At 66.0% G+C, this 26,945-nt stretch carries 25 protein-coding genes, 1 tRNA gene and 1 pseudogene; 15 read left to right on the forward strand and 12 right to left on the reverse strand.

Going from position 1 to position 26,945, the window contains the following annotated elements; genetic code table 11:
• Positions 1 to 24 precede the first annotated feature (24 nt).
• Positions 25 to 258, reverse strand: a complete 234-nt coding sequence (locus tag ACT54L_RS22415) for a helix-turn-helix domain-containing protein (protein ID WP_476087877.1) — start codon at positions 256 to 258, stop codon at positions 25 to 27.
• 79 nt (positions 259 to 337) lie between these two features.
• Between ACT54L_RS22415 and ACT54L_RS22420 the strand changes: the two genes are divergently transcribed.
• From ACT54L_RS22420 to ACT54L_RS22450, 7 genes and pseudogenes are all read left to right on the forward strand, one after another.
• On the forward strand, positions 338 to 973 hold the full coding sequence (locus tag ACT54L_RS22420) for a hypothetical protein (RefSeq protein ID WP_476087878.1): 636 nt from the start codon (positions 338 to 340) through the stop codon (positions 971 to 973).
• Positions 945 to 1,457: a MerR family transcriptional regulator gene (locus ACT54L_RS22425; RefSeq protein WP_476087879.1), complete on the forward strand. Its 513-nt coding sequence runs from the start codon at positions 945 to 947 to the stop codon at positions 1,455 to 1,457. The genes ACT54L_RS22420 and ACT54L_RS22425 overlap by 29 nt, the downstream gene beginning before the upstream one ends.
• Positions 1,454 to 2,872, forward strand: coding sequence for a phage portal protein (locus ACT54L_RS22430; RefSeq protein WP_476087880.1), 1,419 nt, complete (start codon positions 1,454 to 1,456; stop codon positions 2,870 to 2,872). The genes ACT54L_RS22425 and ACT54L_RS22430 overlap by 4 nt, the downstream gene beginning before the upstream one ends.
• Complete coding sequence (locus ACT54L_RS22435) at positions 2,869 to 4,698, forward strand: prohead protease/major capsid protein fusion protein (RefSeq protein WP_476087881.1); 1,830 nt, start codon at positions 2,869 to 2,871, stop codon at positions 4,696 to 4,698. The genes ACT54L_RS22430 and ACT54L_RS22435 overlap by 4 nt, the downstream gene beginning before the upstream one ends.
• A 2-nt stretch (positions 4,699 to 4,700) precedes the next feature.
• Positions 4,701 to 4,919 (forward strand): phage head-tail joining protein, encoded by a 219-nt coding sequence (locus ACT54L_RS22440; RefSeq protein ID WP_476087882.1) that lies wholly within the window; start codon positions 4,701 to 4,703, stop codon positions 4,917 to 4,919.
• Positions 4,920 to 5,060: 141 nt separating this feature from the next.
• The gene (locus ACT54L_RS22445; RefSeq protein ID WP_476087883.1) at positions 5,061 to 5,264 is read left to right on the forward strand and encodes a hypothetical protein; all 204 of its coding nucleotides are present in this window, start codon (positions 5,061 to 5,063) and stop codon (positions 5,262 to 5,264) included.
• A gap of 601 nt (positions 5,265 to 5,865) precedes the next feature.
• Positions 5,866 to 6,285: pseudogene (locus tag ACT54L_RS22450) on the forward strand (tyrosine-type recombinase/integrase); the annotation flags it as partial.
• 142 nt (positions 6,286 to 6,427) lie between these two features.
• Here ACT54L_RS22450 and ACT54L_RS22455 read toward each other — a convergent pair.
• The 4 genes from ACT54L_RS22455 to ACT54L_RS22470 all read right to left on the reverse strand — a co-directional run bounded on the left by ACT54L_RS22455 (position 6,428) and on the right by ACT54L_RS22470 (position 12,496).
• Positions 6,428 to 6,503: transfer RNA gene (locus ACT54L_RS22455), tRNA-Phe, on the reverse strand.
• Positions 6,504 to 6,966: 463 nt separating this feature from the next.
• Positions 6,967 to 10,176 (reverse strand): efflux RND transporter permease subunit, encoded by a 3,210-nt coding sequence (locus ACT54L_RS22460; protein WP_476087884.1) that lies wholly within the window; start codon positions 10,174 to 10,176, stop codon positions 6,967 to 6,969.
• 198 nt (positions 10,177 to 10,374) lie between these two features.
• Positions 10,375 to 11,637: an efflux RND transporter periplasmic adaptor subunit gene (locus ACT54L_RS22465; RefSeq protein ID WP_476087885.1), complete on the reverse strand. Its 1,263-nt coding sequence runs from the start codon at positions 11,635 to 11,637 to the stop codon at positions 10,375 to 10,377.
• Positions 11,638 to 11,656: 19 nt separating this feature from the next.
• Positions 11,657 to 12,496, reverse strand: a complete 840-nt coding sequence (locus ACT54L_RS22470) for an alpha/beta hydrolase fold domain-containing protein (protein ID WP_476087886.1) — start codon at positions 12,494 to 12,496, stop codon at positions 11,657 to 11,659.
• 152 nt (positions 12,497 to 12,648) lie between these two features.
• Here ACT54L_RS22470 and ACT54L_RS22475 point away from each other — a divergent pair, with 152 nt between their 5' ends.
• The 4 genes from ACT54L_RS22475 (at position 12,649) to ACT54L_RS22490 (ending at position 16,603) form a co-directional block, all read left to right on the forward strand.
• Positions 12,649 to 13,596 (forward strand): LysR family transcriptional regulator, encoded by a 948-nt coding sequence (locus ACT54L_RS22475; RefSeq protein ID WP_476087887.1) that lies wholly within the window; start codon positions 12,649 to 12,651, stop codon positions 13,594 to 13,596.
• 116 nt (positions 13,597 to 13,712) lie between these two features.
• Entirely contained in the window at positions 13,713 to 14,333 is a 621-nt protein-coding gene (locus tag ACT54L_RS22480) for a cupin domain-containing protein (RefSeq protein WP_476087888.1), read from the forward strand.
• A 192-nt stretch (positions 14,334 to 14,525) separates the two neighbouring features.
• Positions 14,526 to 15,740, forward strand: coding sequence for an alpha/beta hydrolase family protein (locus ACT54L_RS22485; RefSeq protein ID WP_476087889.1), 1,215 nt, complete (start codon positions 14,526 to 14,528; stop codon positions 15,738 to 15,740).
• A gap of 29 nt (positions 15,741 to 15,769) precedes the next feature.
• Entirely contained in the window at positions 15,770 to 16,603 is an 834-nt protein-coding gene (locus ACT54L_RS22490) for an aldo/keto reductase (RefSeq protein ID WP_476087890.1), read from the forward strand.
• 90 nt (positions 16,604 to 16,693) lie between these two features.
• On the opposite strand, the gene otsA is transcribed toward ACT54L_RS22490, so the two are convergent.
• A complete protein-coding gene (gene otsA, locus ACT54L_RS22495) occupies positions 16,694 to 18,166 on the reverse strand; it encodes an alpha,alpha-trehalose-phosphate synthase (UDP-forming) (RefSeq protein ID WP_476087891.1) in 1,473 nt (490 codons plus the stop codon).
• 19 nt (positions 18,167 to 18,185) lie between these two features.
• Positions 18,186 to 19,025, reverse strand: coding sequence for a trehalose-phosphatase (otsB, locus tag ACT54L_RS22500; protein ID WP_476087892.1), 840 nt, complete (start codon positions 19,023 to 19,025; stop codon positions 18,186 to 18,188).
• 168 nt (positions 19,026 to 19,193) lie between these two features.
• On the opposite strand from otsB, the gene ACT54L_RS22505 reads away from it, so the two are divergent.
• Together ACT54L_RS22505 and ACT54L_RS22510 are read left to right on the forward strand one after the other, a co-directional pair.
• The gene (locus ACT54L_RS22505; protein WP_476087893.1) at positions 19,194 to 19,610 is read left to right on the forward strand and encodes a hypothetical protein; all 417 of its coding nucleotides are present in this window, start codon (positions 19,194 to 19,196) and stop codon (positions 19,608 to 19,610) included.
• 151 nt (positions 19,611 to 19,761) lie between these two features.
• Positions 19,762 to 20,031: a glycine zipper domain-containing protein gene (locus ACT54L_RS22510; protein WP_274777431.1), complete on the forward strand. Its 270-nt coding sequence runs from the start codon at positions 19,762 to 19,764 to the stop codon at positions 20,029 to 20,031.
• A 264-nt stretch (positions 20,032 to 20,295) separates the two neighbouring features.
• On the opposite strand, the gene ACT54L_RS22515 is transcribed toward ACT54L_RS22510, so the two are convergent.
• Positions 20,296 to 21,567 (reverse strand): transglutaminase family protein, encoded by a 1,272-nt coding sequence (locus tag ACT54L_RS22515; protein ID WP_476087894.1) that lies wholly within the window; start codon positions 21,565 to 21,567, stop codon positions 20,296 to 20,298.
• Positions 21,568 to 21,744: 177 nt separating this feature from the next.
• Positions 21,745 to 21,915 (reverse strand): DUF1328 domain-containing protein, encoded by a 171-nt coding sequence (locus ACT54L_RS22520; protein WP_476087895.1) that lies wholly within the window; start codon positions 21,913 to 21,915, stop codon positions 21,745 to 21,747.
• Positions 21,916 to 22,459: 544 nt separating this feature from the next.
• Here ACT54L_RS22520 and ACT54L_RS22525 point away from each other — a divergent pair.
• Positions 22,460 to 22,732, forward strand: a complete 273-nt coding sequence (locus ACT54L_RS22525; protein WP_476087896.1) for a hypothetical protein — start codon at positions 22,460 to 22,462, stop codon at positions 22,730 to 22,732.
• Between the two features lie 243 nt (positions 22,733 to 22,975).
• Here the strand turns inward: ACT54L_RS22525 and ACT54L_RS22530 are convergent, their stop codons facing one another.
• From ACT54L_RS22530 to ACT54L_RS22540, 3 genes are all read right to left on the reverse strand, one after another.
• Positions 22,976 to 23,557: a sigma-70 family RNA polymerase sigma factor gene (locus ACT54L_RS22530; protein WP_476087897.1), complete on the reverse strand. Its 582-nt coding sequence runs from the start codon at positions 23,555 to 23,557 to the stop codon at positions 22,976 to 22,978.
• A gap of 188 nt (positions 23,558 to 23,745) precedes the next feature.
• Positions 23,746 to 24,015: a con-10 family general stress protein gene (locus ACT54L_RS22535; RefSeq protein ID WP_247658670.1), complete on the reverse strand. Its 270-nt coding sequence runs from the start codon at positions 24,013 to 24,015 to the stop codon at positions 23,746 to 23,748.
• A 125-nt stretch (positions 24,016 to 24,140) separates the two neighbouring features.
• Complete coding sequence (locus ACT54L_RS22540) at positions 24,141 to 25,868, reverse strand: sensor histidine kinase (protein ID WP_476087898.1); 1,728 nt, start codon at positions 25,866 to 25,868, stop codon at positions 24,141 to 24,143.
• A 271-nt stretch (positions 25,869 to 26,139) separates the two neighbouring features.
• Between ACT54L_RS22540 and ACT54L_RS22545 the strand changes: the two genes are divergently transcribed.
• On the forward strand, positions 26,140 to 26,931 hold the full coding sequence (locus tag ACT54L_RS22545; protein WP_476087899.1) for a response regulator: 792 nt from the start codon (positions 26,140 to 26,142) through the stop codon (positions 26,929 to 26,931).
• The last annotated feature ends 14 nt before the right edge of the window (positions 26,932 to 26,945 follow it).

Below are 26,945 nucleotides of genomic sequence, written 5' to 3' on the forward strand. Positions count from 1 at the left end.
CCGGTTGCCAGGGAATGGAATGGCTCATTCCTTCCGCAACCGCACCCCTGGCCCGCCGCCATTTTCCGGGATGAACTCGACGCCTGCGGCTTCGAGCGCCACCCGCATAGCCGCCATCGTCGACTTAATCGGATCGCGGCGCCCCGCCTCGAAGTCCGCAATCGTCCGGACGGCGACGCCAGCCGCAGCCGAAAGCTCGTCGCGCGACCAATCAATCAGCGCTCGCGCAGCGCGGCATTGGGCTGATGTAAGCGACATCTTGCAACGTTGCCTGTTTTAGGTATATCTCAATTCGGCAATCTTGCCGGTTTTAGGATCATACCACAGGAGCACGCGCATGGGCACCCATGTTCGCGAACAGGAAAGCCTTGCCTCGCTGACCCCTTCCGCCCTGCGGGAGCGCATCGAAACCGCAATCGAAAGCCTGATCGACCTTCTCGACGAAATCGATGGATCGCCAGACGAAGAGGCCTTCGAGCCCGAGGAGGATGACGATCCATGGGCCGATGACTCCGACGACGAGCCGTCCCTCGGCGCCCTGGAGGTGTCCTATGACGACGCGCGCGGGCCGGACTGGCATCCGAAATCGGACTTCTTCTATGCGGCCCGCGACCCGTTCAATCAGGAGCGCGCGTGGTCGCAGGGGTTCAGCATCGGCGCCGATGGCGAGTGGGACATTCTCGACCAGCCGCATGATGAAGACGAGCGCGAGGAAGACATCGCGGAACGCGGTCTAGCGGACGGCGGCGCCCTGTTCCTTTGGAGCGAGGAATGCGCCTTCCGGCGGCATTGGGAGACCTACCGCGCATATCACCGCGCCAACCACTTTGCGGGCATGCGCGAGGCCATGCGCCTCGTCGGCGCCGCCCGCAATATCCGCCGCCGCGCCGCCCGCCGCGCGAACCATTTCGAGCACACCCCGCACGCAGTCAAAGGAGCCCCTTATGTCGCTGTCTGTCCAAGTTCACCGTGAGGTGTTCTCGGCCATGGAAGCCGAGAAGATCACGGGCGTGTCCCAGCACGTCATGCGCGACTGGACCCGCCGCAAGCTCATGAAGCCGCGCAAGGTCGCGCACCGGACAATCTACAATCTCGAAGACCTTTCGGACCTGATCGTCCTCAAGACACTGACCTCCCTCGGCATGGCCGTGGGTGCCGCGCTCAAGGCTGCTCCCGCCGCCCGGTTCTCGGTGGTCTCGGTGGCCGAAGAGGCATCGTGCATGCCCGATGAAGCGTTCTTCGTCGGCATCCACGGCGTTCGTATCTGGCGCTATCTCGTCTGCGCCCGCAACGGGCGCTTGACCGGAACCGATACCCTGGACTCCTGGCTTGCGGACCGGGAGAGGGACGGACAGGACGCCTCCAGCTTCATCGTGGACTGCCGCGCGCTCGGTCATGAAATCGCACGTCGTGCCCCTCGCCCGGTGGTCCGCCTGCAGTGGAATGGCGCGCGATGAAAAGCTTCCTGGCTCGCATCCTCGCCCTCGGCAGACCTTCCGCCCGCTCCTATGACGCGGCCGGCGGCGGCCGGCGCTGGCGCGGCTTCACCGATATGCCCAGCCAGCTCGCGGCGCAGATCGCCGCGCGCGGCCCCGTGGGCAAGCGCGCGCGCGCGCTGGTGGCCAATAACCCCCTCGCCGCGTCCGGCGCCGACACATGGGTCTCCGCGCTGGTGGGCACCGGCATCAAGCCGCAGTCCACCCACCCTGATGCCGACGTGCGCGCGGTCCTGAACGCCGCCTTCGAGCGTTGGACCGATGAAGCCGACGCCGAAGGCGTCGCCGACCTCTACGGCTTGCAGGCGCTCGCCGCCCGTCGCCTGGTGGTGGATGGCGAGAGCTTCGCCACCTTCGCCCATGACGCCAATGGCGGCCTGCGCATCCGACTTCTGGACGCCGAACAGGTGGACCCGGCCTTACACCGCGAGAACGGTGGAGACAGCCGCATCGTGGCTGGTGTCGAGTTCGACAGCCAAGGCCGGCGCCTCGCCTATCACGCCTTCCGCGAACGCCCTGGCCTGCCCCTGGGCACCATTCTCGATACGGTGCGCCTGCCGGCGGAGGATGTGTGCCACCTATTCCGCCCCGACGTGCCCGGCCAGGTGCGCGGCCTGTCCTGGTTCGCTCCCACGCTGCTGCGGCTCGCGGACTATGACGCCGCGTCCGATGCGCAGTTGATGCGCCAGAAGATCGCCGCCTTGCTAACCGGCTTCATCACCGACCCCAACGGCCAGCCTGCGGATTTCACGGGCGAAGGGGATGGCATGGGCAACCTGGACGGCGGCCTGGAGCCGGGCTCGCTCAAAGTGCTGCTGCCCGGCCAGGACATCCGCTTTTCCGACCCGGCGACCATCGGCGCGGAAGCCATCGACTTCCTCAAGGCGATGGCGCGCGAGATCGCCGCCGGGCTGGGCGTACCTTATGAGGCGTTGACCGGCGACCTCTCCGGCACCAACTATTCCAGCATCCGCGCCGGCCTGGTGGAGTTTCGCCGCCGCGTGGAGGCCATCCAGCACAATGTGCTGGTGTTCCAGCTTTGCCGCCCCACCTGGCGCCGCTTCGTCACCACCGAAATCCTGTCCGGACGCCTCGCCGCGCCCGGCTTCGAGCGCAATCCCGAGCCGTGGCTCGGTGCCCGCTGGATCACGCCCCGCCAAGAATGGGTGGACCCCAAGAAGGATGCTGAAGCCGAGATCGCCGCTATCGGCGCCGGCCTCATGAGCCGCCGCCAGGCGGTGGCCGCGCGCGGCTACGACCTCGAAGCCCTTGATGCCGAGATCGCGGCCGATGCGGCGCGGGCCGCCACGCTGGGCCTCACCTTCAACGCACCCGCCGCCGCTTCACCCACGTCCCCCACCGAGGACGCCCCATGAACCCGACAGCCGAAATCATTACCCGCCGCGCGCCCCTCGCGGCTGCAAGCTGGAACCCTGAAGAACGAACCCTTGAGGTGGTCTTTTCGACCGGCGCAGAGGTGCCGCGCATGGACACGCGCGGCGGGTATGCCGAGCGCCTATCCCTTGAACAAGACTGGACGCCCTTTGTTGGTGCGCCAGTTCTGAACACCCATCGGCGGGGCGACCTGACCGACGTCCTCGGGTCCGTCCAGAAAGCCTGGACAACCGGCGGGAACCGAGAGGCCCGGGCCGTCATCAAGTTGTCCCGCCGACCCGATGTTGAGCCCATCGTGCAGGACATACTGGACGGACACCTTCGCGGGGTGTCCGTCGGCTACGTCGTGCACGACTGGAAGGAAACGACCGAGGGCGGGCAGCGCGTGAAGACCGCGACCCGCTGGACCCCGGTCGAACTCTCCATCGTCCCCATTCCCGCCGACCCCCACGCAACCATTCGAGGTGAAACCATGCCCATTTCTGCCGCCCCCTCCCCCTCCGCAGACGCCACCCCGCCCGCCGCGGCGGCCCCCACCCACTCGGCGCCCGCGGATCGGGCCGCCGTCAACACGGAGATCCGTTCCATCGCCACCGTCGCAGGGCTCGATCAGACCTGGATCGATGGCCAGATCGATGCCGGTGCTTCCACCGAGGCGGCCCGCGCGGCGGCCTTCGATGCCATGCGCACCCGCTCGGCGCCCGCCGGGCAGTTGCGCACCGCTACCATCAGCATCACCGCCGACCACACCGACCCGGTGCAGCGGGCGGCGGCCATCGGCGAGGCGCTCTATTCCCGCGCCAATCCCGGCCACCAGCCCTCCGAGCGCGCCCGCGCCTTCGTCGGCCTCTCCATCCCGGAAGTGGCCCGCGATTGCTTGCGCGCGCGCGGCATGCAGACCACCGGCCTTTCCGCCGCCGGGGTGATCGAGCGCGCGCTTTCCACCAGCGACTTCCCGCTGATCCTCGGCGACGCGGTGGGCCGCACGCTCCGCGACGGCTACCGGACCGCCCAAGCCGCCGTGCGCCAGCTCGGCCGCCAGACCACGAATCGCGACTTCCGCGCCAAGCATCGCCTCCAGCTCTCCGAAGCGCCCACCCTCGAAAAGGTGCTTGAGAATGGCGAGTTCAAGTATGGCGGCCTCGCCGAGGCTCGGGAGTCCTACAAGATTGACACCTTCGGCAAGATCATCTCCATCACCCGCCAGGCGCTGGTGAATGATGACCTTGGCGCCTTTTCCGACCTCTCCCGCCGCATGGGCCGGGCCGCCGCCGCCTTCGAGGCCGACTTCCTGGTGAGCCTGCTGGTGAGCAATGCCGGCGTGGGTCCCAACCTCGCCGATGGCAAGGCCCTGTTCCATGCGGACCATGGCAACAAGGGCACCTATGCGCTCACCGTCGATTCGCTCTCCCTGGCGCGCCTGGCCATGCGCAAGCAGAAAGGCCTTGCCGCCGAACCCGTCGCGGTGACGCCCAAGTACCTGCTCGTGCCGCCGGATCTGGAGACGCTGGCGGAACGCATCCTCGCCGAGATCAAGCCGGCCACGGTCGAGGATGTGAACGTCTTCACCGCCAAGCTGGTGCCGCTGGTGGAACCCCGCCTCACCGACGCGGGCCGCTGGTATGTGACCGCCGACCCGGCGGAGGTGGACGGCCTGGAATACGCCTATCTGGAGGGCGAGCCGGGACCGCAGATCGAAACCCAGGCGGGGTTCGACGTGGACGGCGTGAAGGTCAAGGTCCGCCTCGACTTCGGCGCCGGCTTCGTGGACTGGCGCGGCTGGTACGCCTCCAAGGCGGCGGGCTGACGATGGCGGACGACATCACCACACTGGAGGCGCAGCTCACCGAGCTGCGCCAGATCCGAGGGCGCGGCGTGCTGCGTGTGCAGTACAGCGACGGTCGCTCGGTCCAATACGCGTCTTCGGATGAACTTGGCCGCGCCATTGCCGACCTGGAACGCCGCCTCGCTGCCCTGACCGGCCAGCGTGTCGGGACGGTCCGCATCTACTCGGCAAAGGGCGTGTGACATGAGCTTGGCGCGCGGATCTTCTTTGCGGGCCAGCGGCCGGCCCAACACCGGAAAGTCCACCTCCCTTCCGCGCGCCATTTCGCATGCAACGGGGGTCAAGGTGGACAAGGCCGCATTCCATTCTTCGGAGGTGCAGTGATGGCCCGCCCGCGTGCGCGCTTCAAAGCCGCCGACGTGACCCGCGTCCTTGTCGGCGCGCGCGCCGCCGGCATGGAGCCGAAAGAGATGAAGATTGGCCCGGACGGCACAATGTCAGTGCGCTTCGACATGCCGGACGCCGAGCCGACCACGCAACCGGTGACCGCCGAACCCGCCAACCCTTGGGACGAGGCCCTCGGCTGACATGCCACGCCCGAATCCGCCCCACCTTTCCCGCGACACCGACAGGCACGGTAACGTGCGCTGGTACGTGCGCGTGCCGGGCAAGAAGAAGGTTCGCATTCGGCAGGAATACGGGACCCCCGCCTTCTGGGCAGCCTACAGCGATGCGCTCACCGGCCGGGCTCCCGCACAGGCGGAAGGCTCGCGTGTCATCAAGGCGCCCTCGCAGGCCGGATCGCTCCGGGCGCTCTGCGAGACCTATTACCGGGGATCGGAATTCAAGGGCCTCGATGAGAGCACGCGGCGGGTGCGCCGCTCCATTCTTGAGCGCCTCTGCCAGGAGGCGACGCCCGGAAAGCAGCCGCTCGGCGATCTGCCTTATCGCCAGATCCTCCCGCGCCATATCCGGGCAATGCGCGACAAGCGCATGGAGACGCCGGGCGCAGCGAATGCGCTGGTCAAGGCACTGCGCCAGCTCTTCACCTTCGCACTGGAATGCGACCTGGCGGACACGAACCCGGCAAAGGACGTGCCATACCTTCCCGCCGTGCGTGCCGAGGGCATCCCCGCATGGACGGACGCCGACGTTGAAAAGTTCAAGGCCGCGTTTCCCAGCGGCACCATGGGCCGCCTGGCGCTGATGCTGTTCACGGAGCTGGGCCAGCGCATTTCGGACATTCATCGGCTTGGGCCGGCCATGGTGAAGGACGGCGCCATCACCTTCACGCAATGGAAGAACCGGCACCGCAAGCCAATCACGCTGACCTTGCCCCTCAGCGACGAGTTGCAGGCCGTCCTAGCGGCCTTGCCGCAGGACCGCGAGACTTTCCTTGTCAGCGACCGTGGCCAGCCTTTCGCCTCGACAGCCGCCTTCGGAAACCGGTTTCGCGACTGGTGCCGCACTGCGGGCCTCACCGACCGGTCCGCCCATGGGCTGCGCAAGTACTTCGCGGCCAAGCTGGCGGAAGGTGGCGCGAGCGACCGCGAGATCATGTCGATGACCGGCCACAGAACGTCAAAGGAGGTGGACCGCTACACGCGTTCGGCCAGCCAGAAGCACCTTGCGCGGTCCGCGCAATCGCGGCGCCTGGCGCCGAAGTTTGTCCCACCGGTTTCAGAGAAGCCGGAAAGTGGGACAGAAAATGAAGCTAAGTCTTTGTCGGAAAACGCATTTCCGGAAGTGATGGTGCCCAGGGCCGGAATCGAACCAGCGACACTGCGATTTTCAGTCGCATGCTCTACCAACTGAGCTACCTGGGCGTCCGGGCGGCGATGCCGTCGGGAACGGTGGCGGGTATAGTCAGTTCGTCGGCTCCTGTCCATAGGCTCGCGGAAATGAGCCCGGTTTCGGGCGCGCGCCTGTGGATGACCGGGGGCGCGGGAGGTGGCGTCTGCCTGAAATCCCTTTGCGAGCGCCTTGGGGGAAGCACCAAGGGGTGTAGGCAAGGACTGAAGCGCGCGGCCCTAAAGACGATCCAACCGGTCAACCCACGGCAGGAGCGGCACCGTGTGGGCGAGCCGGTCGCTTGGCGCGGGAAACGTCGCCCAATCAGCCATGTGCGCGTCATGCGGGACCTGCATCACGCGCCTTTCAAGAACGGAGAAAAACGTCCCGGTCATCGGCCGCGCATGATCGGTGAATGAGACGCCTCCCCCGCTCATGCGGGAGAGGCGCTTTCGGCGCGAAGGGCGGCTCTTTGAAGGGCGTTGCCCCCTGCCCGTCTCAGTGGGCGTCAACGGGTGCAGAATGGTCCGTGGGCGACCCGTGCGGGACGGAAACGGCCGCCCCATGCTGCACCAGGGGACGGTTGCCCGAGAGCTGGCGCAGCAGCACGTAGAAGACCGGTGTCAGGAAGATGCCGAACACGGTCACGCCGATCATGCCCGCGCACACCGCCACGCCCATGGCATGGCGCATCTCCGCGCCGGCGCCGATTGAGGTGACGAGGGGCACCACGCCCATGATGAAGGCCAGCGAGGTCATCAAAATGGGCCGCAGACGCAGGCGGCTCGCCTCCACCGCCGCCTCACGGGGCGTGCGGCCGGCAAATTCCAGCTCGCGGGCAAATTCCACGATCAGGATGGCGTTCTTGGCCGACAACCCCACCAGCACCACGAGGCCGATCTGGGTGAAGACATTGTTGTCCCCGCCCGAGAGCCAGACGCCGGTCATGGCGGCCAGCAGCCCCGTGGGCACGATCATGATGATGGAGAGCGGCAGGACGAGGCTCTCATACTGGGCCGCCAGCACCAGGAAGACCAGGAAGATGGCGAGCGGGAACACCCACACCGCCGAATTGCCGGCCAGGATGTCCTGATAGGTCAGTTCGGTCCATTCAAAGCCGATGCCCTTGGGCAATGTCTCGGCAGCGACGCGCTCCACCGCCTTCTGCGCCTCGCCGGACGAATAACCCGGCGCCGCGCCGCCATTGATGTCGGCGGTGAGGAAGCCATTGTAGCGCATGGCCCGCTCGGGACCGGCCACCGACTTCACCTTCAGGAGCGCAGACAGCGGCACCATCTCGCCGGTGGCCGAGCGCACCTTCAGGAGGCCCACATCCTCGGCACGGGCGCGATAGGGCGCGTCGGCCTGGACGCGGACCGTGTAGGTGCGGCCGAACTTGTTGAAGTCGTTCACATAGATGGATCCGAGATAGATCTGCATGGTGTCGAACACATCGGTCACCGCGACGCCCAGCTGGCGCGCCTTGGTGCGGTCGATGTCGGCATAAAGCTGCGGCACGTTGATCTGGTAGGACGAGAAGAGCCCGGCCAGTTCCGGTGCCTGCCGCGCCTTGGCGAGGAAGGCTTGGGTCGCCTCATTGAGCGCCTGGTAGCCAAAGCCCGCCCGGTCCTCAATCTGCAGCTTGAAGCCGCCGATGGTGCCCAGCCCCTGAACGGGGGGCGGCGGGAACATGGCCACCATGGCCTCCTCGATGGCGGCGAACTTGCCGTTCAATTGCTGGGCGATGGCACCGCCCGACAGATCCGGCCGCGTGCGCTCCTCGAACGGCTTCAGGCCCACGAAGACGATGCCGGAATTGGAGGAATTGGTGAAACCATTGATGGACAGGCCCGGGAAGGCGATGGCGCTTGCCACGCCCTCCTGAGCGAGCGTGATCTCGCTCATGCGGCGGATCACCTCCTCGGTGCGGTCGAGGGTGGCACCATCGGGCAATTGGGCGAAGCCAACCAAATATTGCTTGTCCTGCGCCGGGACGAAGCCGGGCGGCACCGTACGGAACAGGAAGACGGTGGCGCCCAGCAGCAGCACATAAAGGCCCATCATCAGGGCCTTGCGGCCGATCACGCCCTTCACGCCCCGCCCATAGGCGTTGGAGCCGCGGCTGAAGGCGGCGTTGAAGCCCCGGAACAGCCAGCCCAGGCTCGCATCCATGATGCGGGTGAGGCGGTCCTTGGGCGCATCATGGCCCTTCAGCAGCAAGGCAGCGAGCGCCGGCGACAGGGTGAGCGAGTTGACGGCGGAAATGACGGTGGAGATGGCGATGGTGAGGGCGAACTGCTTGTAGAACTGCCCCGTCAGGCCGGTGATGAACGCCAGCGGAACGAACACCGCCACCAGCACCAAGGCGATGGCGACGATCGGCCCGGACACCTCCTGCATGGCCTTGTAGGTGGCGGCGCGGGCGGACAGGCCCTCCTCGATGTTGCGCTCCACATTTTCGACCACCACGATGGCGTCATCCACCACGATGCCGATGGCGAGCACCAGGCCGAACAGGGTCAAGGCATTGATGGAGAAGCCGAACACATACATCACGGCGAAGGTGCCGACGATGGAGACCGGCACTGCCAGCAGTGGGATGATGGAGGCCCGCCACGTCTGGAGGAACAGGATCACCACCAGCACCACGAGCACGATGGCTTCCAGGAGCGTGTGGACCACCGCATCGATGGAGGCGCGCACGAACTGGGTGGTGTCGTAGACGATCTCATAGTCCACGCCCTCGGGCATGTTCTGCTTGATCTCCTCCATCACCTTGCGCACGTCATCGGCGATGCGGATGGCGTTGGAGCCCGGCGCCTGGAACAGGGGCACGGCGACGGCGGACTTGTTGTTGAGGAGCGAGCGCAGGGCATAGTCGGCCGCGCCCAGCTCGATGCGCGCCACGTCCCGCAGGCGCACCACCTCGCCATTGGCGCCGGTCTTCACCACGATGTCGCCGAACTCCTCCTCGGTCTGGAGGCGGCCCTGGGCATTCACGGAGAGCTGGAGATCGATGCCCGGCAGGCCCGGCGAGGCGCCCACCACGCCGGCGGCCGCCTGGACGTTCTGGGCGCGGATCTCGTTGACCACATCGGCGGCGGAGAGGCCATGCTCGGCCACCTTCTGGGGGTCGAGCCACACCCGCATGGAATAGTCGCCCGAGCCGAACAATTGCACCTGGCCGACGCCATCGATGCGCGCCAGGCGGTCCTTCACATTGAGGACGGCATAGTTGCGCAGATAGGTCATGTCATAGCGCCCATTGGGCGACAGCAGATGAACCACCAGGGTCAGGTCCGGCGAGGACTTGACCGTGGTGATGCCCAATTGGCGCGTCGCCTCCGGCAGGCGCGGCTCGGCCTGGGAGACGCGGTTCTGCACCAGCTGCTGGGCCTTGTCGGGGTCGGTGCCCAGGCGGAAGGTGACGGTGAGCGTCATCAGGCCGTCGGTGGTGGCCTGGCTGGACATGTAGAGCATGCCCTCCACGCCGTTGATCTGTTCCTCGATGGGGGTTGCCACCGTCTCGGCGATCACCTTGGGATTGGCGCCGGGATACTGGGCGCGCACCACCACCTGGGGCGGCACCACTTCGGGATATTCCGAAATGGGCATCACCCGCATGGCGATGAGGCCGGCGAGGAAGATCAAAGTGGACAGGACCCCCGCAAAGATGGGGCGGTCGATGAAGAACTTGGAGATGTTCATGGCATCCTCCCCCATCGGGGCGCGGCAAAGCCCTCCCCGCCCGCCGGCGCGCAAGCGCCACGGTGGCCCCGGCGCCGGGGGCGCGAGGCTGGGAACGGCATGGAAAGAGCGGGCAGGCAAGGAACGCCCCCTGCCCTTCAGGTCGTAAACGTCTGTGTCAGGTCGGGCGCGGAGGGCGCCGGTGCCCTCCGCCCGAGGTCAGCGCTGCGCCACGTCGTTTGAGGTGGCGGAAGCGGTGCGGGTGCCGTCCATGGCCACCTGCTGCGGGGCAACGGTGACGCCGGGGCGGATGCGGTGCAGGCCATTGACCACAATGGTCTCGCCGGCCTTCAGCCCGGAGGAGACGATGCGCAGGCCGTTGACCGACGCCCCCAACGCCACCTCGCGATAGGCCACCTTGTTGTCCTCGCCCACCACCAGCACGAACTTCTTGTCCTGGTCGGTGCCTACGGCGCGCTCGGTGATGAGCAGGGCCTTGCCGGTGTCCGGCCGGCCCATGCGCAGGCGCACGAACTGCCCGGGAATGAGACGGCCGTCCGTATTGTCGAACACGGCGCGCACCCGCACCGTGCCGGTGCGCGGGTCCACCTGGTTGTCGATGAGCTGGAGGTGGCCCAGATAGGTCTTGCCCGCGCTCATATCCTCGTCGATGGCGGTCGACATCTGCACGGGGATATTCTCCACGGGCAAGGTCTTGCCGGGCTTGGCCGCAAGCGAGCGCAGCGCCCGGGTGACCACCTGCTCGTCCACCGAGAAGGCGGCATAGACCGGGTCCACCGACACCAGAGTGGTCAAGGGCACGGAAGACGGGCCGGCCGAAATGAGGTTGCCCACTGTGATCTCGAGCTTGCCCACCCGTCCTTCCACAGGGGCGCGGATCTGGGTGTAGGACAGGTTCAGCTCGGCGGTATGGAGGGCGGCCTCGGCCGCCTTCAGGTTGGCGATGGCCTCCTTGGAGGCATTCACCCGCTCGTCCAGGTCGCGCTGGGACACGGTGCGGCTGTCGAAGAGACGCTGGCCGCGATCCAGGTCCGCCTTGGTGAGGGCAAGACGCGCCTCGGCCGCAGCCACCTGGGCCTGGAAGCGATCCACTTCCGCCTGGTAGGGCGCAGGGTCCACGGTGATGAGGAGTTCGCCCTCCTGCACCAGGTCACCCTCGCGGAAATGCACCTTCTGGATGGCGCCGGCGACGCGCGAGCGCACCTCCACCCGCTCTACCGCCTCCAGGCGGCCGGAGAACTCGTCGAAGACAGGGGCCTCGCGGGCCTCAACGATGGCCACCGACACCGGCACCGCCGAAGGGGCGGCGGCGGTGACCGGGTCGGCGGCCCGTGCTCCGCCAAGCGGCAGCACGTAGGGTGTGGCCAATCCCGCCCCGATAACGAGGGCGGCAAGGGCCGGAACGAGAAGCCGGCGGCGCTTCAGCGGGGCGCCGGACGAAGAATTTTCGATGCCGGACATGGCGATTTTCCTTGGAAATCTAGGGAGTTGCTTGCTTGGCCGGGCGCTTGGCGGGTCCGGCGCGCGTGGTGTCGAAAAAGGTGCGCAGAACGGGCGGAAGGAAACGCAGGCATGGACACTCGCCGTCGCTCTCGCCATCAATGGTGCAGGGCCAGCCGGTCGGCGCGGGAACGATGAACTTCTCAACCGCGACGCCAGCGCTGCCGAGACGCTGCGCATAAGCGAGCGCCTCGTCCCGCAGGGGGTCATCCTCGGCCGTGATGACCAGGGCCGGGGCAAGGCCGCCCAGGCGGGTGGCCGTCAGCGGAGCCGCATAGGGATGGCCAGCCTTCTCGGCGGAGCCCAGATAAGTGTGCCAGCCGTCCGCCCATTTGCACCCCACGGGGCCGGCATCGGCCATCCGCAGGGAACAGGTGGCAAGGCTCGCATCCAGCATGGGCGAGATGAGGATCTGACCCGCGAGACTGGGAAACTGCTGGTCCCGCGCCATCATGGCCAAAGCCGCGGCGAGGTTGCCGCCGGCCTCCGCCCCCGCCACATAAAGGCGTGCGGACTTTGCGGCGAGCCGGGGCTTGGCCTTTTCGGTCCAGGCGAGCGCCTCATAGGCGGCCTGGAGGGGCTGGGGAAAGGGATGGGACGGGCCGCAGGGATAGTCCACCGAGACGACCACGGCGCCGGCTTCCACCAGGATTCCCGCCACATCCGCCCCGCTCTCCAGCGAGCCGCCGGTAAAGGCGCCGCCATGGAGCTGGAGGACGAGGGGCGCAGAGCGACCAGCGCGATCCGCGCCATAGATCCGCACCGGCATGGCGCCGGCCACGGTGGTCTCCACCTGCTCCTCAGTCCAATGGGGGATCATGATTGCACCTGCCGTTCGCGCCCGCCGATCGGGCGCTTCGCAGTGCACAAAACCTACTTCTCAGCACAGCGTCAAAAAATACGGCAAACGTGACATCATTGTTTCTGTATGGAAATAATCAGACATGAATTGAAGCTGGAAGGCAGCGAAACATGGACCAGCTAGCGGCGATGCGCGCCTTTGTGCGCGTGGTGGAGGCCGGCACCTTCACGCGCGCCGCCGACCTGCTCGGCATTCCCAAGCCCACCTTGACCAAGCATGTACAGGCGCTGGAATCCCATCTGCGCACCAAGCTGCTCAATCGCACCACCCGCCGGGTGACCGTGACGCCGGACGGCGCGGCTTATTATGAGCGGGCGCTTGCGCTGCTGAACGACCTGGACGAGCTGGATGGCTCCATGACCCTCTCGCAGGCCGCGCCACGCGGACGGCTGCGGGTGGACATCAGCGCATCCCTGGCCCTCCTTGTCCTCGTGCCCGCCCTGCCGGACTTCTTCGCCCGCTATCCCGACATCCAGCTGGACCTTGGCGTCACCGACCGGCAGGTGGACCTGGTGAGTGAGAATGTGGATTGCGTGATCCGCGGCGGAGACCTGACCGACCCCTCCCTGGTCGCGCGCCGCATCGGCGAAATCCACCGCATCACGTGCGCCGCGCCGGCCTTCCTTGAGCGCTACGGCATGCCCATCCATCCGCGCGACCTGGAAACGGATTTTCCTACCGTGCGCTATTTCAACGCGCGTACCGGTCGCCTGCTGGAACTGGAGTTCGAGCGCGAGGGCGAGACACTGGAGCTGCACGGCCGCTACATGGTGGCAGTGAATGACGGCAATGCCTATCTGGCGGCGGGCCTCGCCGGCCTCGGCATCATCCAGTTGCCCACCTTTATGGCGCAGCCCCACATCGGCGCGGGACGGCTGGTGCCGGTGCTGACCCCATGGACCACCGAGTCCTTTCCCGTCTTCACCGTTTTCCCGCCCAACCGGCATCTGTCGGCGCGCCTGCGTGTGTTCGTGGATTGGGTGGCGGACCTTTTCGCCGGGCACGACCTCATCCAGCGCCGCTCCACCTTGCCACGCCCCAGTGCCGGCGGGGGGTGACGGGCAAGCCTGCGCACCGGGCCGCAAGGCAGGCCGTTGCGCTTCCGTGCGCCGCCTCTATAGGCTGCACGCAACCGGGAGCCGGGCGCGCCGAACACCAGGATCGATGAGTGGGAATGGCTGATTTGACGGACATGGGCGCGCGGGCCGCAGAGGCCAGGGGCGAGGACACGCCCGGCAAGTTCCAGGTGGGCACCCGCCTGCGCCACGCGCGGCTTCTGGCAGGCGCCCGGCTGAAGGACATTGCCGAGGCGGCCAATTGTTCGGAAAGCCTGCTGTCAAAGCTGGAAAACAACAAGATCCAGCCCTCGCTGAACATGCTCGCGCGCATCTGCGATGCCCTTCACCTCACCATCGGCGAATTGTTCGCCACGCCCGAGGCGGCGCATGATGTGGTGCTGCGGGCCGGCCAGCGCATGGTGGTGGAACTGGACCCGCTGCGGCGCGGCGCGGGCATCCAGATGGAGCGGCTCATCCCCTATGCCAAGGGCCATCTGCTTCAGGGCAACATCCATATCGTGGCGCCCGGCGGCGGCAGCGACGGCCTGGTGGCCCATGAGGGCGAAGAGGTGGGCTATGTGCTCGCCGGCCAGGTGGAATTGACGCTGGGCGAGCGCACCTACCAGATCGGCGCCGGCGACAGCTTCACCTATCGCTCTGAAATCCCGCACGGCTATCGGAATGTAGGGGACGAGGAGGCGCGCATCCTCTTCATCAATACCCCGCCCTCCTTCTGATCCCGGCGGCGGCGCCCCCCCTCCCGCCGCGACACCTTGGACAGGCCCGCGCTGTGACGCAGTCGCTGCGAACGCACGCGCCTTCCCTCTGTCATTCGCTTTCCTCGACTTTCCTGTTATTCAAGTGACTTGAATTTTCTGCCGCGCTCGCCTTAGCTGCTCCCAGGGCCTGACGGGTCAATGGAGGACAAGATGGCGGAAGAGCTGCTCATCGACCGGGTGATGGAAGAGGCGCACGGCACCTACCAGCCTTATGGCTGGCATCACTGGCCGCAATTTCCCTGGATGAGCTACCAGTTCCGTCGGGCATTGGGGGAGACGCAGGAAGGCGGCGGCGCAGTCTCCGAATGCTTCCTGGCCGCCAGCCGCATGATCCCGGGGGACAAGGAAAGCTGGCATCGCGAATGGAAGCGCATCGCCGATTTCAATCAGGAGCGGGGCGATGCGGAATATGCCAAGGGCCATGTGCGCACCGCCATGAATTGCTGGCAGCGCGCTGCCAATTATTACCGCCACACGGAATTCTGGCTGGAGTACTCAGATCCCCGGCGCCTGCCCGCCTTCACGCAGATGGAGAATTGCTCCCGCAAATTTATCGAGAATCTGAACCCGCCGGGCGAAGTGCTGGAAATCCCCTATGAGGATGGCAAAACGCTCTATGCCTATTTCGTGCGCGCGCCGTTCGACACCGGCAAGCAGCCGGTGCTCATCTGCATGGGTGGTCTGGACTCCATCAAGGATGAGATGTGGTTCATGCAGGCCCATGGCGCACGCCAGCGGGGCATCTCGGTGCTGATGATCGACGGACCCGGACAAGGCGGCACCTTGCGCCGCCACAAGATCCCCACGCGCCACGATTATGAGGTGCCGGTGGGCAAGTGCATCGACTATCTCCTGACCCGCGACGACATCGACCCCGCCCGCATTGCCGTGTGCGGCTCTTCGCTGGGCGGCTATTACGCCGCGCGCGCCGGCTGCTACGAGCCGCGCCTGGCCGCCGCCATTTCCCACGGCGCGATCTGGTCCATCCCGTCCTTGTGGGCGACTGCGGACGAGGACCACGGGCTTGCCGATCACATCAAGACCGTGTTCGGCGCCGACACGGTGAAGGAGGCCATGGAAAAGGCCGCCCCCTTCAAGCTGGAAGGGCATCTGGACCACATGAAATGCCCCTATCTCATCGTCCACGGCGGTCATGATGTGCTCGGGGTCGCCGCCGCACAGAGGGTGGCCGATTACGCCCGCACCAAGGGCGTGGACGTGACGCTTCGTCTTGTGCGCGAAGAGGAGACCGGCGCCGACCACTGCCAGCACGACAATCCCACCATCGGGCAGGAACTGATGGCGGACTGGCTTGCCGATATTTTCGGCATCGACCAGCGTACCCTTCTCACAGGCAAGGCGTAGTCTCACCGCGTCTTTCTGGAGATTCCGTGATGAGTGACATCGAGACGCGTGGCATCCGCATGCCGCGCATGGGGTTCGGCACGTTCCAGATGACGGGGGACATCTGCCGTTCGTCCGTGGAGAGCGCCCTGTCCATCGGCTACCGGCACATCGACACGGCCACCCGCTACGAAAACGAGGCCGATGTGGGCGCGGCCTTGGCTGAAAGCGCCCTCCCCCGCCACCAGTTCCACGTCACGACCAAGGTCTGGCACGACCAGCTCGCCCCCGAGGCCATCCGCCGGTCCCTGGGCGAAAGCCTGCGGAAGTTGCGGCTCGACCATGTGGACCTGTTTCTCATCCACTGGCCAGGCGCCGGCATGGACCTGCCGAAAGCGCTGGAAACCCTCGTGGCGCTCAAGGACGAGGGGCTCACCCGGGCCATCGGGGTGGCGAATTTCACCTTGCCCTTGCTGAAGAGGACGGTGGAGGAGATCGGCGCGCCCATCGCCTGCAACCAGATCGAGTATCATGTCTATTTGGACCAGACGCCGATCCGCACCTATCTGGCCCCTCACGGCATCGCAGTGACCGCCTACTGCCCCATCGCCAAGGGCGAGGTGGGGGAAGACGCGGTGCTCCAGCGCATCGCCGCGCGGCACGGCGCGACCCCTGCCCAGGTGGCGCTGCGCTGGCTCATGGACCAGGGGCAGGTGGCGGTCATTCCCAAGGCGGCGGGTGCCGCCCGTCAATTGGAGAATTTCGGCGCCCAAGCCCTCCAGCTGGACGAGGCCGACCATGCGGCCATCGCGACCCTTCCGAAAGCCCGGCGCTATGTGAACCCGGCGTTCGCCCCACAGTGGGACCCGCCAGCCCAGGCTTGAACGAAAATAGCCGGCCCCGCGGGGGCCGGCTATTTCTACGCCCTCCATCACCGGTCAATGAAACCGGGGACTGCGGCGCGGACCATCCTTTCAAGCCCCTTCGGCGCGATGCTCCCCGCCCCAGGAGGCGCCGAGGCCAAGACGGGCTGCGCTCACCCGCGAATTACCGCCCAGCCGTACCGTCTGGGGTGGAAATGAAAGCGCGTTAAGGAAGGAGGACGCCCACTGGGCGATGTCATACTGCTTCAGAACCGCCATCATGCGGGCAAAGCGCTCCTGGCGTTCATCCAGGGGCATTTCCAGGGCCCGCCGCAAAGCGGCAGCCACGCCGTCGGTGTCGTGGGGATTGACCAGCAGCGCCCCCCCGCCCAACTCGGAAGCGGCCCCCGCGAACTGCGAGAGCACGAGCACACCGGGATCTTCCGGGTCCTGCGCCGCGACGAATTCCTTGGCCACCAGATTCATGCCGTCGCGCAGAGGCGTCACCACCGCCACGTCCGCGGCCCGATAGAAGCCCGCCAGGGCCGAGCGGGAATAGGTCTTGTTCACATAGCGCAGTGGGGTCCAGGCGACATCGCCATACCGGCCGTTGATCTGGCCCGCCTTGAACGACAAGGCGCGGTCCATCTCCGCATATTCCGGAACATCGGTGCGGCTGCGGGGCGTGACCTGAACGAAGGTCATGCGATTGTGCCATTCCGGCGCCGCCCGCAGCAGGTTCTCATAGGCTTCCAGACGATTGGGAATGCCCTTGGAATAGTCCAGTCGATCGACGCCGAGGATGAGCTTGCGGCCGGCCAGGCTTTCCCGGAAGGCCCGCACGAAGCCGGTGCGGGAGGCATGGCGGGCGCGACGGGCGAAGGACTGGGATTCGATCGCCACGGGGAAGGCGCCGATGCGGACCCGACGGCCGGCCACTTCATAGGCGCTGGCCTCGGGAATGGCTCGTCCCCCGCGGGACTCCAGATAGCGGCCGAAATTGTCCCGGTCGCCCTCGGTCTGGAAGCCCACAAGGTCATAATGGGCCAGCGAGCCGATGATCTCGCCATGGCGCGGCAGGGCCTGGATCAGGTCTGCCGGCGGCATGGGGATGTGCAGGAAGAAGCCGATCTTGTTTTTGTGGCCCTTCTCGCGCAGATATTTCGCCAGCGGCATCATGTGGTAGTCGTGGATCCAGATGACGTCGTCCTCGTCGATGATCTTGGAGACGTGATCGGCAAAGATGCGGTTGACGCGCATATAGCCGGAGAGGTCGGAGCGCTGAAACTCCGCCAAGTCCACCCGATAATGCAGGATGGGCCAGAGCACACGATTGGCGAAACCGTTGTAATATTCCTGAAAGTCATCTTCCTTGAGGTCGATGACCGCATATTTCACCTTGCCGCGCGTGGTCACGGTGGGACGGGACGAGGGTTCGTCCACGATCCGCCCGCTCCAGCCGAACCAGATGCCCGGCCGCTCATTGAGTGCGGCATTGACCGCGACCGCGAGCCCTCCGGCGGCAGCTTTGCCTCCTGCCTGAGGAACCGCGACCCGGTTGGATACGACGATCAGTCGTGACATGGCCTGATCTCCACGCAGGTTAGAGGGACAAGCGGTGCACCAGGTCCCGCACATCGGCGGGCCGGGGGAGCACCACATCCACATTCTCGAAGGCCCGCCCCACGGAGATGGGGAGGCCGCCATGGCGCAAAACTGCGGCAAAGCCAGCCTCATCCGTGACGTCGTCACCGATGAAGACCGGACGTCTGCCGGCGAAAGGGGCAATCTGCATCAAGCCGTCAATGGCACGGCCCTTGTCCCGCCCGGCAGGCTTCAGCTCGAACACCATGTGCCCGGGCAGGACCACCAGGGGCTCCACCGCGCGCCCCGCCAAGGAGGAAAGGCCTTGCTCCAATTCGCGCTTCGCCGAAGGGCGGGTGCGATAGTGGATGGCGAGGCTGGCACCCTTGTCCTCCACCAGGAGATCGCCAAGGGCGTGCGCCAGATCCAGCGCCGCCCGCGTGATCTCCGCGGGAAGCGCAGGCGTCATGTGCTCCGCGTCCCCCTCAAGGGAGGGACGCATTTCCGCGCCATGAGCGCCCGCCGCGATGAGGCGAACCGGGGCGAAAATGGCGTCGAGGCGGGCGATGGTGCGGCCCGACACCAGCGCAAGGGCGCCGCCGGCTCGCTCCCGCAAGCGGAGCAGATCCGTGCCGAGACCTTCGGGAACCACCACGCCGTCCGGGTGGTCGGCGATGTCGAGAAGGGTGCCGTCCACGTCAAAGAAGAAGGCATCCCTTTCCACGTCGAAGCCCCAGTTTCCGCTTCCCGCCTCCGCCCCGGTGTGAGGAGCGGTCTTCAGGCGGGCCACAGACTGGAGCATCGGCACGGTGGGCATGGGCGCGATGACGCCTTTCACGTTTTGATACAGATGCGACACATGCCTTTAACCGCGAAGGTCCGCCTCCGGTTCCCCAAAAAACCGCCAAGAATGCGCCACGAACACGCGCGCCTCTTTTTTCATCACTGATTTGAAGGGGTGAAACTGAACCGTCGCTGGAACCGAACCGCGCCCGAGGCGTTGCGCCCTTCAAAAGGAGACATGCCGATGTTCGCTCTGAAGTCGCGATCCAAGTCGCACGAAATCTCCCGGCGCCTGGAGGACCTGAAGGAGGACCTCACGCTGCTCGGGGCTGCCATCGCCGACGCGGCCGAGGAAGGCACGCGGGACCAGCGCCGCCGGGCGCGACGCCTGGCACAGGAAGCGATGGAGGATGCCGGTGAACGGGTGCATCGCCTGACCGACACCTCCCTGTCCCTGGCCGCCACCGGGTCACGCGAAGCCTTGCGTCACGCTGACGAGGCCATGACCCAGGTGCGGGCCGTCGCCACGCGCCATCCCACCTCCACCGCGCTCGCCGTGGTCGGGATAGGCCTTGCTGCGGTTTGTATGCTTAATTGGATGGCCGCGCGCGAATCCGCGGGGGCAGGCCGGACGTCGAAATCCGCGCGGTGGGATCACTGACCTGCCGCAAGGTTTTTAGGCGCCGGTTCACGTTCGGCCGGCGATCTGCCTCAATCGAGGCTTAGCAGTAACGCACCTGTGCCTTTAGGTGAGGCATGGACCTGTCAGGTGAGCGCCATCAAGCCGGCGTGCAAGGAGAATGGAGACTAAAATGAGGGCGGCTATCATCGTTGTTGCGGCGGCACTGGCCCTGGGCGGATGCAGCCAGTATTCGGAGTCGGACCGCGCCGTGGGCGGTGGTCTGCTCGGCGCGGGCGCGGGTGCTCTCATCGGCGGCGCGGCTACCGGCACGGCCGGCGGCGCGCTCGTGGGCGGCGTCCTCGGCGGCGCCACCGGCGCCATGGTGGGTGCGGCCACCACGCCCAAGGCCTGCTGGGCGCGCGACGCCTATGGCAACAATTACCGCGTGGCCTGTCCCTGAGGCCTCATCCCCGCAGCTGCGGGAGGATCTGGAAAGGGCGCCTTCGGGCGCCCTTTGTTTTTTGGCGCCGAGTGTCCCCGTTACCCCTGCGTCTATCTCAAGGCTGCCTTGCAGGATGCCGAAATCACAGGGGCTTGATCGACGGAACTTCTGAACTGTGTCAGAGTTCTCCCATTGTCGGTTTTCATCGACACCTCCAGGCACACTAAAGGGCGGTCCCATGGGCCGCCCTTTTTTTTCGTCGATCGCCGGGAGGGGGAGATTTTACAGGGCAGGTGCCTGCGGCGCGGGACTGTCCGTCCGCACCGGATCAAGGGCAACCTCGGGCGCATCGAGGAGGTCGAGATCGGCTTCCCCGCCCTCCACCGCAGGCGCCATGTCCAGGGCGCCGGGGAGCAGGCTGGCGGTCTCCAGCCGGATGGATTGGGCGCCATCCCCCTCTTCGAGCACGCGACACGGGTCCAAGCCCTCGTCCTCTGCTGCCCCCTCCCCCTGCCCTGCCCCCGCCAAAGGGAGCTCCCGCTCAGGGGGCACATCTTCATCGACGCTTTGCTCGTCGCCCTGGGTGACCTCCTCCACTGGCGAAGGCGGTGTGGTGGGCACATCCGGACGGGCACCCAGGGGCATGATGGAGATTTCGGGCTCGGGCCAAGGCGGCGCCGGGCGGGAGGAGACGAAGACCGCAACTTCCATCGAAACGAAGGCACTGGCGGAGCCGGAAAAGGTGCCGGCAATGGGCGAGGCCTGGCGGGGATCTCGGACCACCGCCACCCGCACGAGATGGTCGGTTCCGACCAGCGCATTGGTCGGATCGAACGCGATCCATCCGGCGCCGGGAAGATAAACTTCCGCCCAGGCATGAGTGGCGCCGGCGCCCTGAAACTCCTGCTCCAAGCTGAGATCCAGGTGAGGCGTATAAAGATACCCCGTCACAAAACGTGCGGCGAAGCCGAGTTCGCGCACCGCCTCAATGAAGAGAAGGGCGAAGTCACGGCATGTGCCCGAGCGCAGCGCCAGCGTCTTGGCCGGCGTCTGGGTGCCCTCTTCGTACCGGGCATTATAGGTGAAGGTGTCCCGGATCGCCGCGTTCAGGGTCTCCAGCAACTGAAGCGTGTCCACCGACTTGCCGGGGCCCCAGAACCCGCTCACCCAGGTCTTCACCTCGCCGTCGTCGGGATAATGACGGGTCACCATCTGGGAGGCATCGAAGCGGTCGTCGCTGGAATAGACGAAGGGATAAGTGGTCGCCGCCGGATCGATGAGGCCGTCGAGCTCCGGTGTGGAATACACATCCAGTTCGAGCACGCTCTCGATCAAAAGCTCCTTGCCGTCCGTATGGAAGTCGACAAGAGCTATGGAATTTCCAAATATATCATAGATGTAGCGGACATTCCCGGTCGGGGACAGCGTCAGTGTCGCGGAATGCAGCCTGAGGCCGTGGCTATCCCGCGGGCGTAGCATGAGCCGATGCTGTCCGAAATTCACCGGCTCCGCATAATGATATTGCGTGCGATGTTCGACCGTTAGACGCCTCATCTGCTCACACCCCTCATGCCCGGTATCATAGGCCGGAGCCGGCCCCAGCGCCAAATGAAAGCCGCCCGACCCTCCGTGAGGACCGGGCGACGCTGTTCAACGCCGGGCGCATGCCGCGCACGACAGGGAGGACGGGACGGCCGCGCGATCCGAAATGACCGCGCGCCTTACCCCGCCTTAGGGTCGTCCGCGCCGCACCACGCCCGTAATCGCCGAGATTAGGAACAGGATGATTGCGACCACAAAGATGATCTTGGCAATCTCCATGGCCGTTCCAGCGAGTGCCCCGAAGCCGAGAACGGCAGCGATCAGAGCAACGATAAGAAATGTGATGGCCCAGCTAATCATGATGCTTCCTTTCTCCCGCGCCTTCCGCCCCATATCGGCGTCGCGGGCATCAATTTCCTTGGTTTCAACGTAAGCGCAGAAAGAGGGTTCCGCGCCGCCGGTCCAAAAACGGCAAAATTTCGCCCGACCGCATCCGGCTGCGGTCAGTGCCCCAGCCCGGCCCGGCGATGTGTCGGGATGCGGTCAATTTGTTTCGCGTCCCCGCGGAACAATCGGCAGGGCCGCGCGTTGCTAGGGGACACAAGGCTGTAGGCCGGGGATGGATGGGCCGAGGTCCATGTCTTCGCTTGGCGCATATGGCGGTGGTGGTGCCCTCTTTGGGGGTTACCCGGAACAGAAAAAGTGGGATGATGAGCATGGCTCCAGTGCAGGAAACGACGCCTGTAGCAAGGCCGGCCCCATCTCCCGACCCCGGTGGACGGTGGGGGCAGAGCCCTGTCGTTCGTGTGTCCGTTGTCCGTGGCAGGGGGCCTGTTGGATTTTCCACCGGCTTGCTGGCTAACGGCGTAGAACCCTGATGCGAAAAATGCGGTCCGACCGGCCCATGACCACACCTGATCACAGCGAGAGCGGCTCCACCCGGGCCACTCACCGCCGAGACATTTCTGCGCGCCAGGATCTGCTCGGCAAGGAGCTGAGGCAGCTCTTCGACGACTACACGCGCGAGGATGTCCCGGACGAATTGATGCGCCTTGCCATGCAGTTGCAGGGCGCGATGGAGAGCAAGGGCCCCGCCCCCGCGCAGGAACCCGAAGCCGATTCCGCAGCTGCGCCGGAGGCGCCGGCGACCAAGGACGGGCAGGACCCGTCGCGCTGAGCGCTGACCTATTGTCGGGGACCCCTTGGGACGGCCCATCCGGGCCGTCTTTTTTGCGTGCGCGCTCGCCCTCGCCGGTGTCGCGGATACTTGAGCGCACGAGTGGCGCGGACGCTTGGCCTGACGAATAGAGGCCCCCACGCACTGTGGAGTTAAAGAAAGACCCGGCCCGCATCAGGCGGACCGGGTCTTTTCATTTCCAACTGGCCCGCAGACCACTCGGCACGGGAGCCAAGAAGGGCCTCAGCCCGAACTGCTGGGCAGCCGCACAGCCGACATGGCGACGGGATCGGCCTCCACCACGTCGGCGGTCGCTTCGGCACCCATGAGGGTCAGCAACTTGGCCCGCGCGCGGTTCACGCGGCTTTTGATGGTGCCGAGGGCGCAATTGCACACTTCCGCCGCTTCCTCGTAGGACAGCCCCGCCGCTCCCACCAAAACCAGCGCTTCCCGCTGGTCCGACGGCAGCATTTCCAGCGCCTCTTTCAGGCTGCTCAAGGTGACCGACCATTCCTGCCCCGGCCCCATATTGGTGTCCTGCTGGGCCAGGGAGGACATGCCATCGCTCTCGCGGCGGCGCTTGCGGATCTCGGTGTAATAAGTGTTGCGCAGAATGGTGAAGAGCCAGGCCCGCAGATTGGTGCCGGGATCAAACTTATCGATGTTGGAGAGCGCCTTCAGGAAGGTCTCCTGGACGAGATCGTCGGCCTCGGTCCGGTTGCGCGTGAGCGAGCGTGCGAAGGCGCGCAAGGCGGGCAAAAGCTCCAGCACTTGCGTTCGCAGGTCCGGGGCGGCCGCGGCGGCGCGAGACTGCTGGACATCCATGGGCTTGTCTTATCCGCTCTCTTCGATGAACAGCTCGGTCGGATGGCCCGCGCACAGACGATCCCTGCCCGCTATCCCCATCCTGAAACCTTAAACGCGGCCGATGGCCGGTCGGTTCCCGTAAATTCCGTGATCCTCAATAAAAAAGGGGAGGCGCGCCTCCCCTTATCCGTGCCACGCCAGGGATGTCAGGACGAACGGGTGGAATGGGAGGCCTGACCGCCCTTCTGCCCGGCCTGAGACGCGAGGTTCCGATCGCGCGAGAAACTGCGCTGCTCGTCCGCCACGCTCTGCCCACCCTTGCGCCCCGCTGCGGAGGCAAGCTCCCGGTTCTGCGAGAAGCTGCGTTTTTCGGCCGGAACGCTTTCGCCGCCTTTCCGGGCGATGGCCCGCTGCTTTTCGGCGTCCATCGCCGCAAAGCCGCGGTTCGAGCCGCCCTTTCCTCGAGTCTCAGCCATCTGCAAACTCCCTGCGGAATTTCTCAAAGTAGGATTGTATGACGCCCTGCTTCAGGGCTACTCCAGGCAAACGTCATTGACCGCGCTCCGGTTCCCCCGGACGCGGCAAATTCCGCCAATGATGTTCAGGAAGCTTTCGGCCGAACCTTGAAGCGCAGCTCGGCGACGGCGTGTCCCCCCTCCTCCCGCGTGGAGATCGCCCCGCCAAGCTGGCGCGCGAAGCCATGGGCGAGGGGCGCCTGGGTCTCCTCCAACGCCTTTCCGAGCGGGCGAGAGATGTCCAGCCGGATCACCACCTCGTTGACCTCCTGCACGCAGGTCACCACCACCCGGCCCGGCCCCGCCGCCTCGGCCGCCGCCACCACCATCATGACTTCCGTCAACAGCAGGGCCAGGGGCACGGCGGAATCGGTGGGCAGGGGAACATCCTCGGCCTCCACGAGGATCAGCACATGGCGGTCCAACGCCACTTCCAGCAGGCCGCCCAATTCGCGCAGCAACTCCCGCGAGCGGACCTCCGAACCCTCATTGGCCTCGTAGAGGACCCGGTGGACCACCGCGAGCGTGTTCACGCGGGTGCGCAACTGGTCGAACCGCCGCCGGTCCTTCTCGTTGGCGATGCCCGAGCCGTAAAGGCTCATGAGGCTGACGACGATCTGCAGGCTGTTCTTGATGCGGTGGTGAATCTCCCGCACCAGGGCGGTCTTTTCCGCAAGGCCCTCCCGCAGGCGCCCGTCCCGCTCCCGGATGGCGAGGGCCATCTCCTCGATGGCGTTGCCCAGCACCCGGAATTCGCTGGGCGCCTGGTCCATGCGCGAGGGGCGAAAACCGTAATGGCCTTGGGCATAGACCGCCGTCACCCGGCGCAGATAAAGGAGCCACTGGAGCACCATGCGGTCGGTGGCCAGCCAGATGGCGACGATGGTGAAGATGACCATGCAGATGGGCAGGATGAAACTCACCGCCACATGGAAGGTCGTCCACTGGAAGAGCTGGTCGGTGGGCTGAGCGAACGCCACGATCAGGCCATAGCGCTCCAGCGGCGCGACGGCATAGCTCCAGGATTGGCCGGCTCCGTCGGTGGCTTCCGCGAGATCGTCCAGATGAGCGCGCAGGTCCCGGTCCTTGAACAGCACTCGGCTGAGCGCGGGGGCGTTGGAGACGATTTCCTGGCCGTAGCGATCGATCACCGCCACCACGCCGGAGGCCACTGGCGCCTCGCGCTTCAGCAAATTGTCGAGCCACACCCCATCGATGGCGATGGACAAGGCGCCGGACAGCACATTGTCGGCACCGAAAAGCGGAAGGGTTCCCGGCAGGATTTCGCCGCGCGTGACGGGGCTCACGATCCGCCCGGACAGGCTGAAGCCCTTCTCCCGGATGGCCTCGCGCCACCACGGGCGCTGGGAAACATTGGGGTTGGGTGTGGGGAGGGCGGAGCACCGCACGACGCCGTCACTGCCGATCATGGCGACATTGGAAGCGAACGGCAGGCTGAGGGTTGCGCCGTAAAGCAGCGCCTGGCATTCCCCGCCGCCGGAGGTTACCTGGGGCACGTTCTTCAGGGCCTGAAGCACATTGTCGGCCGACGTGAAGATATTGTCCTGGCCAGCGGCTGCCACGATGGCACCTTGCTGGAGCTTATGCTTGGCCTCTTCCGCGGAGCGGCGCAATTGCAGCACGCCCTGGAGCATGGCGGCCGTGGCAATCGGCATGATGGCGACGAGAATCACCAGGATCAGGCCACGCCGCACACTATCCAGCAGATGGCGGGGCTGGCCCACGGCAGACGCGAAAAGGGCAGCGCGTTCGTTGTTGCGCGCGCGCGCCGCCTCCCCTTTCAGCCACCGCATGCCAGACTCCGAACCACAAAAATCCCCCCGCCTCGCCTTCCACGCCAAAAGATGAGGGAAAGCGCCCCCTTACATTCCATGGATCGCAAAGCCCGCGCCCACCGCCTCAGGCGCTGGCGCCGTCCCCAACCCCTTGTCCTTAGGTCCTGCGGCGGGCTTCAACCAGAATTTTACGCGCCTATAATGCCGATCCGGGGCGCTCGGTTCCATGTTAGCGGAACCATTGTGGGCTTGCGTGCGTTCCTTGTGACTTCCTTCGAGGCGAGAGAGCATGTTTCAGCAGCAGCTCATTAAGCAGCTTCCTCTTTTGCGGCGCTACGCCCGCGCCCTGCTGGGGAGTCAGCAGGCGGGCGACGCCCTCGTCCAGCGTACTCTGCAATCGGCCCTCGACGGGTCGGTGACGCTGGATACATCTCTGTCCCCCCGGGTCGCCCTTTACAAGGCGTGCCATGAGGTCTGGTCCAGGGACCAGGCGGCCGACAGCGCCGCTGCCAATAAGGCCGACGAGCGCCTCCAGCGCCTCGACCCGGGTTCACGCGTGGCGCTGCTGCTGACCGCCATGGAGGGGTTTTCCTTTGCGGAAGCCTCCTCGATCCTGTCGAGCTCCATCGAGCAGGTGGAGGCACAGGTCGTCGCCGTCCAGGCCGAGATCGACGCGCAATTGAAGACCAATGTCCTCATCATCGAGGATGAATGGGTCATTGCGCTGGATCTGAAGACCCTGGTGACGGACATCGGGCATGAGGTGGTCGGCGTCGCCCCCACCCATTCCAAGGCCCTGGAACTGGCCGAGATCGGGAATTTCGGTCTGGTGCTGGCGGACATTCAGCTGGCCGACGGCTCGTCCGGCATTGATGCGGTGACCGACATCCTGCGCAGCTTCGACGTGCCGGTGATCTTCATCACGGCCTTTCCCGACCGTCTCCTCACCGGTGAGCGGCCGGAGCCCACCTATCTCATCACAAAGCCGTTCCTGGGCGAAACGGTGAAAGCGACGATCGCGCAGGCCCTGTTCTTCCACGGTGCGCGGACCGCGCCGGAGGCTGCCCGGCGCATCGCCTGATACAGACTTGGCCC

Source organism: Aquabacter sp. DMC10 (genome assembly GCF_056314145.1).